General features: G+C 63.4%; 8 protein-coding genes and 2 rRNA genes (1 of these 10 cut by a window edge). 9 read left to right on the top strand and 1 reads right to left on the bottom strand.

Features of this window, described 5'->3' with window-relative positions; all coding sequences use genetic code 11:
• The 8 genes from ACNQP3_RS25160 to ACNQP3_RS25125 form a co-directional block, all read left to right on the top strand.
• Nucleotides 1-208 (top strand): 23S ribosomal RNA (locus tag ACNQP3_RS25160) (it extends 2,685 nt beyond the left edge of the window).
• A 136-nt stretch (nucleotides 209-344) separates the two neighbouring features.
• Nucleotides 345-460 (top strand): 5S ribosomal RNA (rrf, locus tag ACNQP3_RS25155).
• A 148-nt stretch (nucleotides 461-608) separates the two neighbouring features.
• Nucleotides 609-4,088, top strand: a complete 3,480-nt coding sequence (recC, locus tag ACNQP3_RS25150; RefSeq protein ID WP_264316555.1) for an exodeoxyribonuclease V subunit gamma — start codon at nucleotides 609-611, stop codon at nucleotides 4,086-4,088.
• The gene (gene recB / locus ACNQP3_RS25145; protein ID WP_264316554.1) at nucleotides 4,085-7,759 is read left to right on the top strand and encodes an exodeoxyribonuclease V subunit beta; all 3,675 of its coding nucleotides are present in this window, start codon (nucleotides 4,085-4,087) and stop codon (nucleotides 7,757-7,759) included. The genes recC and recB overlap by 4 nt, the downstream gene beginning before the upstream one ends.
• On the top strand, nucleotides 7,756-9,831 hold the full coding sequence (recD, locus tag ACNQP3_RS25140) for an exodeoxyribonuclease V subunit alpha (RefSeq protein WP_069942671.1): 2,076 nt from the start codon (nucleotides 7,756-7,758) through the stop codon (nucleotides 9,829-9,831). Before recB ends, recD begins: the two co-directional genes overlap by 4 nt.
• 80 nt (nucleotides 9,832-9,911) lie before the next feature.
• A complete protein-coding gene (locus tag ACNQP3_RS25135) occupies nucleotides 9,912-10,478 on the top strand; it encodes a YfiR family protein (RefSeq protein WP_264316553.1) in 567 nt (188 codons plus the stop codon).
• On the top strand, nucleotides 10,475-11,746 hold the full coding sequence (locus ACNQP3_RS25130) for a diguanylate cyclase domain-containing protein (protein ID WP_012274204.1): 1,272 nt from the start codon (nucleotides 10,475-10,477) through the stop codon (nucleotides 11,744-11,746). The genes ACNQP3_RS25135 and ACNQP3_RS25130 overlap by 4 nt, the downstream gene beginning before the upstream one ends.
• Before the next feature lie 4 nt (nucleotides 11,747-11,750).
• Entirely contained in the window at nucleotides 11,751-12,242 is a 492-nt protein-coding gene (locus ACNQP3_RS25125; RefSeq protein ID WP_060494114.1) for an OmpA family protein, read from the top strand.
• 31 nt (nucleotides 12,243-12,273) lie between these two features.
• Here ACNQP3_RS25125 and ACNQP3_RS25120 read toward each other — a convergent pair whose 3' ends face one another.
• A complete protein-coding gene (locus tag ACNQP3_RS25120) occupies nucleotides 12,274-13,224 on the bottom strand; it encodes a LysR family transcriptional regulator (RefSeq protein WP_012274202.1) in 951 nt (316 codons plus the stop codon).
• Between the two features lie 132 nt (nucleotides 13,225-13,356).
• On the opposite strand from ACNQP3_RS25120, the gene ACNQP3_RS25115 reads away from it, so the two are divergent.
• The gene (locus ACNQP3_RS25115; protein WP_012274201.1) at nucleotides 13,357-14,883 is read left to right on the top strand and encodes a CoA-acylating methylmalonate-semialdehyde dehydrogenase; all 1,527 of its coding nucleotides are present in this window, start codon (nucleotides 13,357-13,359) and stop codon (nucleotides 14,881-14,883) included.

Here is a 14,883-nt window from a genome sequence, read left to right as displayed (position 1 = left end):
GTCACGCCAGTGGCATTGCCGGGTAGCTATGTTCGGAAGAGATAACCGCTGAAAGCATCTAAGCGGGAAACTTGCCTCAAGATGAGATCTCACTGGGATCTTGAATCCCCTAAAGGGCCGTCGAAGACTACGACGTTGATAGGTTGGGTGTGTAAGCGCTGTGAGGCGTTGAGCTAACCAATACTAATTGCCCGTGAGGCTTGACCATATAACACCCAAGCAATTTGTGCGTCAGCCAAATTGCGGTGGTGAAGATGATACGAACCGAAAGTTCGCAACGAACCACACAATCACATATCCGAATTCGCTGGGCTGTCCATCTGGACATTCTGGCTACAGAATTTCTTGACGACCATAGAGCATTGGAACCACCTGATCCCATCCCGAACTCAGCAGTGAAACGATGCATCGCCGATGGTAGTGTGGGGTTTCCCCATGTGAGAGTAGGTCATCGTCAAGATTTATTTCGCAAAACCCCTATCTGCGCATGCAGGTAGGGGTTTTGTCTTTGGGGCCAGAAAAAGATTTGTCTCCACGCATGCCATGGTCCAAGGCATGCCTCGTGATATGGTTTTGCACCGGAATCAACCGCTCCCAGGGAATGCACTATGGCTACTACCACTCTCCACCCCGGCTTCATGATCGTCCACGGCAACCGCCTCGACGACCTGCGCAGCCTGGTAGTGAGCTGGATGCGTCGCTATCCCCTGGCGCCGCTGGAAAACGAAATAGCCTTGGTGCAAAGCAATGGCATCGCCCAATGGCTCAAGTTGGCCCTGGCCGAAGACCCGCTGGAAGATGACCTGGGCGGCTGTGGCATCGCCGCCGCAATCGATGTGCAACTACCCGGTAGCTTCATGTGGCAGCTATACCGCAGCGTGCTGGGCCGTGACGAAATTCCCGAAGTTTCCCTGCTCGACAAGGCCCCACTCACTTGGCGCCTGATGCGCCTGTTACCCGCCCTGATCGAACGCCCTCATTTCGAGCCGCTGCGGCGCTTCCTTACCGACGACAGCGACCTGCGCAAGCGCTATCAGCTAGCCGAACGGCTAGCGGACCTATTCGACCAGTACCAGGTCTACCGCGCCGACTGGCTCAAGGACTGGGCCGCAGGCGAGCATGTCCTCAACACCGCCCGTGGCGAGCGCAAAGCGCTGCCGCCGGGCAACCGTTGGCAAGCCGAGTTGTGGCGAGCATTACTGGAAGATGTTGGCGAGCAGGGTATGGCGCAGAGCCGTGCCGGGGTTCACCAACGCTTCATCGAGCGGATCAACAGCCTGGAGCAGGCACCTGCAGGGCTGCCACCGCGGGTGATCGTGTTTGGCATCTCCTCACTACCCGCCCAGGCCCTGGAAGCACTGGCCGGTCTGGCGCGTTTCAGCCAGGTGCTGTTGTGCGTTCATAACCCATGCCGCCACCACTGGGCCGACATCGTTGCCGACAAGGACCTGTTACGCCACCAGTACAAACGCCAGCAACGCAAGCAGGGCATGCCCCTGCAACTGGATGACCAGTCGTTGCACCAGCATGCCCATCCGTTGCTGGCCGCCTGGGGCAAACAAGGCCGCGACTACATCAACCTGCTCGACAGCTACGACGACCCGGGCAGCTACCAGGGCGTGTTCAGCGATGGCCGCATCGACCTGTTCAGTGACGGTTCGCCCACCACGCTGCTCAATCAATTGCAGGACGACATCCTGGAGTTGCGCCCGCTCACCGAAACCCGTGAGCTGTGGCCGCCCGTGGATACTGCAAAGGATCGCTCGATCCGCTTCCACATCGCCCATAGCCCGCAACGTGAAGTGGAAATCCTCCACGACCAACTGTTGGCCCGCTTCAGCGCCGACGCAACTTTGCGCCCGCGTGACGTGATCGTCATGCTACCGGCCATCGACACTTACGCGCCGCACATCCGCGCTGTCTTTGGCCAGTTGCAGCGCAACGACCCGCGCTACATCCCGTTCACCCTGACCGACCAGGGCCAGCGCGGCCGCGAACCTTTGCTGATCGCTCTTGAGCACTTGCTCAAACTGCCAGACAGCCGTTTCGCGGTCAGCGAAGTGCTCGACCTGCTGGACGTGCCGGCAGTGCGCGCTCGCTTTGGTATTCGCGAAAACGACCTGCCCACGTTACACCGCTGGATCGAGGGGGCCGGCATACGCTGGGGCCTCAACGCCGAGCAGCGGGCCAGTCTTGGTTTGCCCGCCGGGCTCGAACAGAACAGTTGGCGCTTCGGCCTGCGGCGTATGCTGCTGGGCTATGCAGTGGGTGTGGGCGTGGCCTGTGACGGCATTGAACCCTACGATGAAATCGGTGGCTTGGACGCTGCACTGATCGGCCCACTGGTCGCGCTGCTCGATGCGCTCGAAGTCGCCTGTCAGGCCTTGTCCGAGCCCGCCACCGTCACGCAGTGGGGCGAGCGCCTGCATGCTTTGCTACAGGTGTTTTTCCTGGCCGAGGGCGAGCGTGACGAGTACCTGCTGATGCAACTGCAAGATCTGCGCGATAGCTGGCTTGAAGTGTGCGAGACCGTTGGCCTGCAAGACCCGTTGCCGCTGACCGTGGTGCGTGAAGCCTGGCTGTCGGGCCTCGATCAGGGCAAGCTGTCACAGCGCTTCTTAGCCGGCTCGGTGAACTTCTGCACCCTGATGCCCATGCGCGCCATCCCGTTCCGGGTGGTTTGCCTGCTGGGCATGAACGATGGCGACTACCCGCGCGCCCAGCAACCGCTGGACTTCGACTTGATGGCCAGCGACTACCGCCCCGGTGACCGCTCTCGCCGCGAAGACGACCGTTACCTGCTGCTGGAGGCGCTGTTGTCGGCACGCGACCAGCTGTATGTCAGTTGGGTCGGGCGCAGTATCCGTGACAATAGCGAACGCCCGGCCTCGGTACTGATCGGCCAGTTGCGCGATCACATCGCCACGGGATGGCATCTGGCCGGCACGCAGCAGGGGCAGCCAGCCGAACCGGGCGAGCAACTGCTGCACGCTCTGACTCAGGAGCATCCCTTGCAGCCGTTCAGCGCACGCTACTTCCAGAAAGGCAGCCCGTTGTTCAGCTTTGCCCATGAATGGCAACTGCTGCACCAGCATGGCGAGACAGATGAACAGGGCGAGCCCGGCCTGCCGCCATACCTAGGTGATGAAGCCCTGAGCCTGACCCAACTGAATGACTTTCTGCGCCATCCGGTACGGCACTTTTTCAGCCAGCGCTTGAAGGTGTACTTTGAAGCGCTGGAAGCACCAACCCCGGACGAAGAACCCTTCGTCCTCGATACGCTGCAACGCTATGGCGCCAGTGAAAGCCTGCTTGGCGCAGCCTTGGCCGAGCCGGACAATGCCGAACAGGCCTTGCGTGCCCAGGCCCGGCGCCTACAGGCCTGCGGTTTGCTGCCGCTGGCCGGTTTCGGAGAATCGCTGCAAAGCGAGTTGATCGAACCGCTACCCGATTTGTTGCAACGTCACCAACAGCTGCTGCAACGCTGGCCTCAGCTGGTCGAGGGCGCTTTGCCGGTGCATTTCGAGCACGCTCAGCACCGTCTCGAAGGCTGGTTGGGCCGGGTGTTCCAGGCTCAGGACCAGAGCCTGCTCAGCATCACCACGGTACCCAACACAATCAGCGCCGGGCGCAACAACCTCAAGTGGCATCGTCTGATCGCACCTTGGGTTACGCACCTGGCCGCCTGTGCGGCCGGCTATCCCTACAACAGTGCACTGGTAGCCAGCGACCTGACCCTGTTACTTGCACCGCTACCGCAAGCACAGGCTGCTCAGCTGTTGGGCGACCTGCTGGTGGCCCGTCAGGCGGCGATGAATGCGCCGCTGCCCGTCGCGGCCAAGACCGCGTTCGCCTGGCTGGCCCAGGACGACGCCGACAAGGCTTTGGCCGCCGCAGCCCGTGCCTATGAAGGCGACGAGCGCACCAGCTTTGGCGAGCGAAGTGAGAGCATCGCTCTGGCCCGCCAGTTCCGCGACTTTGCTGCACTGACGGCTGACGAAACCTTTGAAGGCTGGTGCGAAACCTTGTACCGCCCGTTGTTCACCGCCCCTTGGCAGACCCTGGGCAACCCGGAGAAAGGCGCATGACCCAGGACCGTCCCCTGGCACTGAGTTTCCCCCTGCACGGCAGCCAGCTGATCGAGGCCAGCGCCGGCACGGGCAAGACCTTCACCATTTCGGCGCTGTACCTGCGCCTGATCCTTGGCCACGGTGGCGAACAAGGCTTCGACCGCGAGTTGCTGCCACCGCAGATACTCGTGGTGACCTTCACCGACGCTGCCACCAAAGAGCTGCGCGAACGTATCCGCGCCCGCCTGGCTGAGGCTGCACGGTTCTTCCGTGGCGAACTGGAAGGCGCCGACCCGCTGTTGCACCAATTGCGTGATGATTACCCGCAAGAAGCCTGGCCGCGTTGTGCCGGCCGCTTGGAAATCGCCGTGCAGTGGATGGACGAAGCTGCGGTATCGACCATCCATGGCTGGTGTCAGCGCATGCTGCGCGAGCATGCCTTCGACAGCGGCAGCCTGTTCACCCAGACCCTGGAAACCGACCACAGCGAGTTGCTGGGCCAGGTCATGCGCGATTACTGGCGGCGTTTTTGCTACGGCATGCAAGGCGATGCACTGGCCTGGGTGCGCGGCAACTGGGGCAGCCCCGACGCTTTGCTGCCGCGCATTCGCCCACTGTTTGGCCGCGTGCGTGCTCAGCAGGATGGGCCAGAGCCGGCAGCATTGATCCAGGCATCGCTGCAGCAACGTGGCGAGCAGCTGGCCCGGCTCAAGGCGCCATGGGCGCAGTGGGCCGAGCAACTGCGGCAAATCTGCCGCGATGCGCTGGCCGCCAAGCAGGTCGACGGCCGCAAGATGCAGGCCCGTTACTTCGAGCCCTGGTTCGACAAGCTCTGTGCCTGGGCGGGTGATGAACAGCTGGTTGACCTCGACTTGGGCACGGGTTTTACCCGCCTGACCCCGGCGGGCATGGCCGAGGCCTGGAAGGGTGAACCGCCTGAGCACCCCGGCCTCAACGCCATGCAGAGCTTGCAGCAACAATTGCAGGCCTTGGACAGCCCGGATGCGCCCTTGCTTGAGCATGCTGCCAGCTGGGTATCGGCACGTTTCGAAGTAGAGAAGCGCCGGCGCGCGGAAATGGGCTTCGACGACATGCTCGTGCGCCTGCAGCACGCCTTGGCCAGCGAGGCCGGCGAGCGCTTGGCCGGTTTGATCCGCGAGCAGTTCCCGGTAGCGCTGATCGACGAATTCCAGGATACCGACCCGGTTCAGTACGGCATTTTCGAGCGCATCTATCAGATCAGCGAAAACCGCGCAGACACTGGCCTGTTCATGATCGGAGACCCCAAGCAGGCGATCTACGCCTTCCGTGGTGCCGACATCTACACCTACCTCGCTGCACGGCGCGCCACCCGCGACCGCCTGCACAGCCTGGACACCAACTACCGGTCCAGCAAGGCCATGGTCGCGGCGGTCAACCAGGTGTTCCTGCAGGCCGAAGTGCGTGAAACGGGGCGGGGAGCATTCCTGTTCCGCGCGGCGGATGACAACCCGCTGCCGTTCATCGAGGTGCGCGCGAAGGGCCGTGGCGAACAGTTGCTGATTGACGGCGAAACCAGTGCAGCCCTGCAGTGCTGGCAACTGGAAAGCGAAGAGCCGGTTTCCAGCAGTGTCTACCGCCAGCAGCTGGCAGCCAGCTGCGCCAGCCATATCGTCGCGCTGCTCAATGGTGGCCAGCAAGGCACGGCAGGCTTCCAGAATGCCGAAGGCGAGTTGCGTCCCTGCCTGCCCTCGGACATCGCCATCCTGGTGCGTGATGGCCACGAAGCGCAGGTGGTCCGCGCCGAGCTGGCCGCGCGCGATGTACGCAGTGTGTACCTGTCCGACAAGGACTCGGTGTTCGCCGCCCAGGAAGCCCACGACCTGCTGGCCTGGCTCAAGGCCTGCGCCGAGCCCGACTCCGAGCGCCTGCTCAAGGCCGCACTGGCCAGCCTTACACTGGGCCTGTCATTGGCCGCGCTGGACCAGCTGAACCAGGACGAGCGGGTCTGGGAAGGCTGGGTCATGCGTTTTCGCCATTATCGCGATACCTGGCAACACCAGGGCGTGTTGCCCATGCTGCGGCACCTGCTGCATGACTTCCAGCTGCCGCGCACGCTGATCCGCCGCAGCGATGGCGAGCGGGTACTGACCAACCTGCTGCACCTGGCCGAATTGCTGCAGCAGGCTGCTGGTGAGCTGGACGGCGAACAGGCATTGATCCGCCACCTGGCCGAGCACCTCGCCAATTCCGGGCAGGCCGGTGAAGAGCAGATCCTGCGCCTGGAAAGCGACGAACAGTTGGTCAAAGTCGTGACCATCCACAAGTCCAAGGGCCTGGAGTATCCCTTGGTTTACCTGCCGTTCATCTGCACCAGCAAGCCGGTGGACGGCAGCCGCCTGCCGCTGGCCTGGCATGACAGCGAAGGTAACGCCCACCTCACCCTCACCCCGGATCAGGAACAGATCGAGCGCGCTGACGACGAGCGCCTGGCCGAAGACCTGCGCCTGCTCTATGTGGCCCTGACCCGCGCCCAGCATGCGTGCTGGTTGGGGGTCGCCGACCTCAAGCGTGGCAACCAGAAGAGTTCGCAGCTGCACCGATCGGCATTGGGTTACCTGCTGGGTGGCGGCCTTGCCCTGACAGGTTCGCAGCAGCTGACGGACTGGTTGCAGGCGTTGGCGTCGACATGCCCGCACATTACCTGCCCGGGCCTGCCGCAGGCCAATGAGCAGGCGTATCGCGTACCGCACGCCGAGCGTGAGCTGCTGCCCGCACGCAAGCCCCGCCGCGCGGCCGCCGAGCACTGGTGGATCGCTTCTTACAGCGCCCTGCGCGTAGGCGACCAGACCCTCGGTGCCGACAGCTCACAGGCCCAGCAACTGCTGGATGACGAGACGGTCGATGCCCAGGTGTTGCGCGAGGTCCCGGCTGACAGCGGCGATATCCACCGTTTCCCGCGGGGGCCAAACCCAGGCACCTTCTTGCATGGCTTGCTGGAATGGGCGGGTCGTGAAGGCTTTAGCCAGGTCAGCGGCAACCCACAGCTGATTGAGCGCACCGTTGGCCAGCGCTGCAACCGTCGCGACTGGACCGGCTGGATCCCCACCCTGAGCCAGTGGATGCAACGCTTGCTGGGCGAGGCGTTACCGCTGCCAGGCAGCGACCAGAGCGTAATGCTGGGCCAGTTGCATCATTACCAGATCGAAATGGAGTTCTGGTTCGCCAGCCACCAGGTCGATGCTGAACAACTCGACCGCCTTGTCGCACGCCACACCCACCCCGGCCTGGCGCGCCCGGCGGCGCAGCCGACCGTGCTCAACGGCATGTTCAAAGGGTTCATCGACCTGGCCTTCGAGCTGGACGGGCGTTACTACGTCACCGACTACAAGTCCAACTGGCTGGGCCCGGACATCCAGGCCTACGACACCCAAACCATGGAAAAGGCCATTATCGAGCACCGCTACGACCTGCAGTACGTGCTGTACCTGCTGGCCCTGCACCGGCAGTTGCGTGCCCGCCTGCCGGACTACGATTACGACCGCCATGTTGGCGGTGCCCTGTTCATCTTCCTGCGTGGTGCCAGCAGCAGCGGCCATGGCGTGTATCACGCCAAGCCACCGCGTGAGCTGATCGAAAGCCTCGATGCGCTGTTCCGTGGCGAGCACCCACCCGTACAGCAGGACCTGTTTGCCGGAGCCGTGAAATGAGCCGAAGCCTTGTCGACCTGTTGCCCACGCCGTTGCACGCCGAGCACCTGCTGGCGCTGGCACCACAGCATGACAGCGGTGACCTGCTGCAACTGCTCGACCGCTGGGTAGAACGGGGCTGGCTGCGCGCGCTGGACCGCGCATTCGTGTCGTTCCTGGAAGAGCGCGCTCCCGGCAGTGATCCCTTGTTATTGCTGGCGGCGGCGCTGGCCAGTCATCAACTGGGGCACGGGCATGTCTGCCTCGACCTGCAACAGACCTTGGCCGAGCCTGATTTCGCCCTGTCGTTGCCGCCGGAGGGCGATGCGCTGACAGGCCCCTTGCTGCTTCCCTCGCAACTGCTGGCCAACCTCGATTTGAATGCCTGGCGCCAGCGCATCGCTGCCAGCGCGCTGGTGGCCGAGGGCGATAGCCCAGGCCAGCAAGCGCGGCCACTGGTGCTCAGCGGCCAGCGTCTGTACCTGCGCCGCTACTGGAGCTATGAACGGCGTATCGACCATACCCTGCGCCAGCGCCTGACCCAGGCCGAAGCGCCGCTGACCGACCTGACCGGTCGCCTGGCTCAGCTGTTCGACGGTGGTGCGCCAGCTGGCCAGGTAGACTGGCAGAAGCTCGCTTGCGCGCTGGCCACCCGTGCCGGTTTCAGCATCATCACGGGTGGCCCCGGCACGGGCAAGACCACCACTGTGGTGCGCCTGCTGGCCTTGCTGCAAGGGCCGGCAGTGGAGCAGGGCAGGCCGCTGCGCATCCGCTTGGCCGCGCCGACCGGCAAGGCCGCTGCGCGCCTCACCGAATCCATTGGCCAGCAGGTCGAGCGCCTGCAGGTCAGCGCCGAAGTGCGTGGGCACATTCCCACAGAAGTCAGCACCGTGCATCGTCTGCTCGGTAGCCGCCCGGGCTCCCGGCACTTCCGCCACCATGCTGGCAACCCGTTACCATTGGATGTGCTGGTGGTCGACGAAGCATCGATGATCGACCTGGAAATGATGGCCAACCTGCTCGATGCCTTGCCGCCTCGGGCACGCCTGGTGCTACTGGGCGACAAGGACCAGTTGGCGTCGGTGGAAGCCGGTGCGGTGCTGGGCGACTTGTGCCGGGATGCCGAAGAGGGCTATTACTCGCCGGCGACCGCAGCATGGCTGGAACAGATCAGTGGCGAGTCACTGGCCGGCAGTGGCCTCAAGGCTGGCGACGAACAGCGCAATCCACTGGCCCAGCAAGTGGTGATGCTGCGTTTTTCGCGACGCTTCGGTGAAGGCAGCGGCATTGGCCAACTGGCCCGGCTGGTCAACCGGCAGGACTCCCATGCGGCGCGCAACTTGCTGGCCACGCCACCCGCCGACGTGCACAGCCTGGCACTCAAGCACGAGCAGGACCGTGCTTTCGACCGCCTGTTGCTCGATGGCCTCAACCGCGGCAGCGACGGCCCGCAAGGCTACCGCAGCTACCTGCGTACCCTTGGCCGCTATCGGCCAGCACTCGAAACCGCTGCTGACGACCCCGCGTGGGAGCAATGGGCCGGCAAGGTGCTGCACAGCTTCGAGGACTTCCAGTTGCTGTGTGCAGTGCGTCGTGGCGCCTGGGGCGTCGAAGGCCTGAACGAGCGGGTGGCGCGGGTGCTGCACAATGCTGGCTTGATCGACAGCCAGCAGCACTGGTACGAAGGGCGCCCGGTATTGGTGACCCGCAACGATTACGGCCTGGGCCTGATGAACGGTGACATCGGCATCGCCCTGCACTTGCCGGATGAGCGCGGTGAGCCGCTGCTGCGCGTGGCCTTCCCGCGTAACGATGGCAGTGGCGGCGTGCGTTTCGTCCTGCCCAGCCGGCTCAACGAAGTGGAAACGGTGTTCGCCATGACCGTGCACAAGTCCCAGGGCTCGGAGTTCAGCCACACGGCGCTGGTGCTACCGGATGCGCTCAACCCGGTGCTGACCAAGGAACTGGTGTACACCGGCATCACCCGCGCCAAGCACTGCTTCAGCCTGGTCGAGCCTCGGCAGGGCATTTTTGAAGAAGCGGTGGCGCGCAAGGTGCGGCGTATTTCAGGGTTGATGCTGGAACAAGTCTGATACCGAACGCGGTCCCTTGTAGGAGCGGCCTTGTGCTATCGTTGCGCCAATTCGAGAAAGGATTTTAAGAGACTCCCCACATGCACGTGGCCGCAAGGCGAGTGACAAGCTGTGCGCTTTCGCTATTGCTGGCCGCCCTGTTCCTTTACACAGGCCCTGCCCAGGCAGACTCCGCCACAACCGCCGCTCGGGCTCAACAACGCGCCCAGGCAGTCACCCAGGTCGTATTGGGTATCTTCAGCTACGCCCGCTGGCCTATAGAACCCTCACCCTTGCGCTTGTGCCTGATCGGTCCGACCGAATACGCCGATGACCTGATCAAAGGCCATGTCCAGGAATCCGGTCGCCCCCTGCAGGTGCGGCGCCTGTTGGCAGAAGATACCCAGGTCGCCCAGGCCTGCGATGCCATCTATATCGGCAAGCTCGACCAGGGCCAGCGCGACCAGCTGTTCCAGCGTGTCAGGGGCCATCCGGTGTTGAGCATCAGCGAGGCGGATGACCCCTGCACGGTCGGCAGCCTGTTCTGCCTGCGGGTCAGCGACCAGCAGGTGGCCTTTGATGTCAACCTCGACTCGGTGGCGCGCTCTGGCGTGCGTATTCATCCCAGTGTGTTGCAATTGTCGCGGCGCCGGGCGGTGCAGCCATGAAACCGACCCGCAAGCGTAGCGTGCGCCCCACCCTGCGCTCGGTGCTGGGCCGTGGCCACCTCAGCGTCGCCTTGCTTGCCGTGGGCCTGGCGGGTATTTCCTTGACCCTGCTGGGCGTGCTCGCCCTGCGTGTCTACGCCAACCAAAACCTGCAGCTGATTGCCCGCTCGATCAATTACACCGTAGAGGCAGCGGTGGTGTTCGATGACAGCGCCGCCGCCAATGAATCGCTGGCGCTGATCGCCAGTACCGAGGAAGTGGCTGAGGCCAAGGTCTTCAACGACGAAGGCGAGCTGTTGGCGCACTGGCAACGCGGCGACACCGACATGCTCGCGCAACTGGAAGTGCAGGTTGCCACCGCGTTGCTGGATGAGCCGGTCAACCTGCCGATCCTGCACCAGCAACAACAGGTCGGGCATATCGAACTGGTCGGCCAGGGCCGTAGCCTGTTGCTGTTCCTGCTCAGCGGTCTGGCCGGCATCCTGTTCTGCACCATCCTCAGCGCCTTGGCTGCCCAGTACCTGTCGCGGCGCCTGCTCAGCGATATCACCCGCCCGCTGCGTGGCCTGGCCAGTGTCGCCCACGCCGCCCGCCGCGAGCGCAGCTTCGACCGGCGTGTGCCGGAAGCGCCGATTGCCGAGCTCAACGAGCTGGGTAACGACTTCAATGCCCTGCTGGACGAACTGGAGGTGTGGCACAGCCACCTGCAGAGTGAAAACCAGAGCCTGGCCCACCAGGCCAGCCACGATAGCCTGACTGGCCTGCCCAACCGGGCCTTCTTCGAGGGGCGCCTGAGCCGCAGCGTGCGCAATGCTGCACGGCAGCAGGACCACTTGGCCTTGCTGTTCCTCGACAGCGATCACTTCAAGCAAATCAACGACACCCTCGGCCATGCCGTAGGCGACGAGGTTCTGATCAGCGTGGCCGACCGCGTACGCGCCCAGTTGCGCGAACACGACCTGGTGGCGCGCCTGGGCGGTGATGAGTTCGCCGTGCTGCTGACACCTTTGCAGTCGCGCAAGGACGCCGAACACATCGCCGAGAAGATCGTTGCCAGCATGAAGCTGCCGGTGCAGCTGGACAGTGGCCGCAGTATCGCCACCTCACTGAGTGTCGGTATTGCCTATTACCCGGATGACGGCGCTGACCCCGCCAGTCTTCTCAATGCCGCCGATGCGGCGATGTACCAGGCCAAGCGTAAACGCCGTGGCCATTGGCAAGTGGCGCAGACGGAACGGTCCGCCAACGAAATCAAGAACAGGAGCTGAACCCGTGATACAGGCTTTACGTTTCCCGCTGTGGGCCTTGTTGCTCGCCGTGCTGGCACTGACTGGCTGCCAGACCGCCCCTCCCAAGGGCCTTACCCCCGAACAGATTGCCGTGCTCAAGCGCGAGGGCTTTACCCCGACCGACGAAGGCTGGGCGTACGACTTGTCTGGCAAGGTGCTGTTCGGCAGTGACCTGGACAGCCTCAACGGCCAGAGCCAGGCGATTGTCGAGCGCATTGGCAAGGCACTGCTCAGCGTTGGCATCCAGGGCGTGCGGGTGGACGGGCACGCCGACGCCTCGGGCAAGGCGGCGTATAACCAGCAATTGTCCGAACGCCGCGCTCAGAGCGTGACCAAGGCGCTGGTCGGGGTCGGCATGCAGCCGCAGAACATCCAGAGCCGTGGCCTGGGCAGTACCCAGCCGGTGGCGGACAACCGCACCAGTGCCGGGCGCACCGAGAACCGGCGCGTGTCTATCGTGGTGGCGTCTTACTGACGGGAGGGTTTGGGGTTGCACAGCAACCCCATCATTCCTGAGCAAAGCGCATCTGGCGTGTGTCACCCATCAGCAACGGCGCATTCGTCTCCGTCACACCTCGGATGTAATCCCACAACAGGGTAATCCGCTTCAACTTTCTCAAGTCCTCCCGGCAGTACATCCAGAACTGGCGCGTCACCTCGATCTCCTCCGGTAACACCGTCACCAGCCGAGGGTCCTGCGCGGCGAGGAAGCACGGCAAGATCGCCAACCCTCGCCCCTGCAACGCTGCGGTGTACTGCGCGATCACGCTGGTGCTGCGCAAATGCGCGCTGGCGCTGGGGATGAGGTTGGCCAGGTACAGCAGCTCGGAGCTGAACGCCAGGTCATCCACGTAACTGATGAACGGATGTTTGGCCAAGTCCGCCACCTGGCGGATCGGCGCGTGGTTGTCCAGGTAGTCTTGGGTCGCATACAGCCGCAAGCGGTAGTCGCACAGTTTGCAGCACACATAAGGCCCATGCTCCGGCCGCTCCAGCGCGATGACGATGTCCGCCTCGCGTTTGGACAGGCTGATGAAGTGCGGCAGCGGCAGGATGTCCACCGAAATCGCCGGGTAGGCATCGACGAAATGGCTGAGCTGCGGGGTGATGAAGAAGCTGCCAAAGCCCTCGGTGCAGCCCATGCGCACATGCCCCGACAACGCCACACCCGACCCGGACACCTGCTCGCAGGCCATGTGCAGCGTGCTCTCGATCGATTCGGCATAACCCAGCAAGCGCTGGCCCTCGGCGGTCAACACAAAGCCGTTGGTCCGCGACTTTTCGAACAGCAAGGTACCCAGCGCGCCCTCCAGCGAGCTGATGCGCCGCGACACGGTGGTGTAGTCCACACTCAGCCGTTTGGCGGCACTGCTGGCCTTGCGGGTGCGGGCCACTTCAAGGAAGAACTTCAAATCGTCCCAGTTGAGCGCGCTCAGGGATGTGAGGTCTTTTTGCATGATGATCCGGTTTTTTTGTGCGTTCTTGTTGGATGTTTGCACATCTATACTCGAAACAAGCCTCAGGACGCCACCTCGCGTTTGCCCGGCGCTGGCGATCTCGTCCCGACAATAATTCCAAGGAGAACGCAGATGAACGCACCGCAATCCCCTAACAGCACCAAGGTCGAGCAGGTGAAGCTGCTGATTGACGGCCAGTGGGTCGAGTCCAAAACCACCGAATGGCGCGACATCGTCAACCCGGCCAGCCAGGAAGTGCTGGCGCGCGTACCGTTCGCCACCGTCGAGGAAGTCGACGCTGCCGTGGCCGCGGCCCACCGAGCCTTCCAGACCTGGCGCGACACCCCGATCGGCGCGCGCATGCGCATCATGCTCAAGCTGCAGGCGCTGATCCGCGAACACACCAAACGCATTGCCCAGGTGCTCAGTGCCGAACAAGGCAAAACCCTGGCCGATGCTGAAGGCGATATTTTCCGCGGCCTGGAAGTGGTCGAGCACGCCGCCTCCATCGGCACCCTGCAGATGGGCGAATTTGCCGAAAACGTCGCAAGCGGTGTCGACACCTACACCCTGCGCCAGCCGATCGGTGTGTGCGCCGGCATCACCCCGTTCAACTTCCCGGCGATGATCCCGCTGTGGATGTTCCCCATGGCCATCGTCTGCGGCAACACCTTCGTGCTCAAACCGTCCGAACAAGACCCGCTGTCGACCATGCTGCTGGTGGAGCTGGCGCTGGAAGCCGGTGTGCCGGCCGGTGTGCTGAACGTGGTGCACGGCGGCAAGCAGGTGGTGGATGCCATTTGCACCCACCAGGACATCAAGGCGATTTCCTTCGTCGGCTCAACCGAAGTCGGCACCCACGTTTACAACCTCGGTAGCCAACACGGCAAGCGCGTGCAGTCGATGATGGGCGCCAAGAACCATGCGGTGGTGCTGCCCGATGCCAACCGTACGCAAACCATCAATGCTTTGGTAGGGGCTGCCTTTGGTGCGGCGGGCCAACGCTGCATGGCCACCTCGGTGGCGGTGCTGGTGGGCAAGGCCCGCGAATGGCTGCCAGATATCAAGGCAGCCGCCAGCAAGCTCAAGGTCAATGCCGGCTGTGAGCCAGGCACCGACGTTGGCCCGGTGGTTTCCAAGCGCGCCAAGGAGCGCGTCCTGGGCCTGATCGAAAGCGGTATCAAGGAAGGCGCCAAACTTGAGCTGGACGGCCGCGACGTCAAGGTGCCGGGTTACGAGCAAGGTAACTTCGTTGGCCCGACCCTGTTCTCGGGCGTGAAGACCGATATGCAGGTGTATACCCAGGAAATCTTCGGCCCGGTGCTGGTGACCCTGGAAGTCGATACCCTCGACGAGGCCATCGCCCTGGTCAACGCCAACCCGTTCGGCAACGGCACCGGCCTGTTTACTCAAAGCGGCGCGGCAGCACGCAAGTTCCAGAGCGAAATCGATATCGGCCAGGTCGGCATCAACATCCCGATTCCGGTACCGGTACCGTTCTTCAGCTTTACCGGCTCACGTGGCTCCAAGCTCGGCGACCTCGGCCCGTACGGCAAGCAAGTGGTGCAGTTCTACACTCAGACCAAGACCGTCACTGCCCGCTGGTTCGATGACGACAGCGTCAACGACGGTGTGAACACCACCATCAGCCTGCGCTAA

It is taken from the genome of Pseudomonas sp. LFS074, assembly GCF_047978165.1.
Taxonomy (GTDB): Bacteria; Pseudomonadota; Gammaproteobacteria; order Pseudomonadales; family Pseudomonadaceae; genus Aquipseudomonas; species Aquipseudomonas putida_P.
The sequence above is the reverse complement of the archived record's forward strand: the minus strand, read 5'-3'. Positions and strand labels throughout refer to the sequence as shown.

What these genes read in the sequence shown, in the direction of transcription:
- recC (WP_264316555.1), top strand. Translation starts at nt 609, where the DNA reads ATGGCTACTACCACTCTCCACCCCGGCTTCATGATCGTCCACGGCAAC.
- ACNQP3_RS25120 (WP_012274202.1), bottom strand. Translation starts at nt 13,224, where the DNA reads ATGCAAAAAGACCTCACATCCCTGAGCGCGCTCAACTGGGACGATTTG.
- ACNQP3_RS25115 (WP_012274201.1), top strand. Translation starts at nt 13,357, where the DNA reads ATGAACGCACCGCAATCCCCTAACAGCACCAAGGTCGAGCAGGTGAAG.
- ACNQP3_RS25130 (WP_012274204.1), top strand. Translation starts at nt 10,475, where the DNA reads ATGAAACCGACCCGCAAGCGTAGCGTGCGCCCCACCCTGCGCTCGGTG.
- recB (WP_264316554.1), top strand. Translation starts at nt 4,085, where the DNA reads ATGACCCAGGACCGTCCCCTGGCACTGAGTTTCCCCCTGCACGGCAGC.
- ACNQP3_RS25135 (WP_264316553.1), top strand. Translation starts at nt 9,912, where the DNA reads ATGCACGTGGCCGCAAGGCGAGTGACAAGCTGTGCGCTTTCGCTATTG.
- recD (WP_069942671.1), top strand. Translation starts at nt 7,756, where the DNA reads ATGAGCCGAAGCCTTGTCGACCTGTTGCCCACGCCGTTGCACGCCGAG.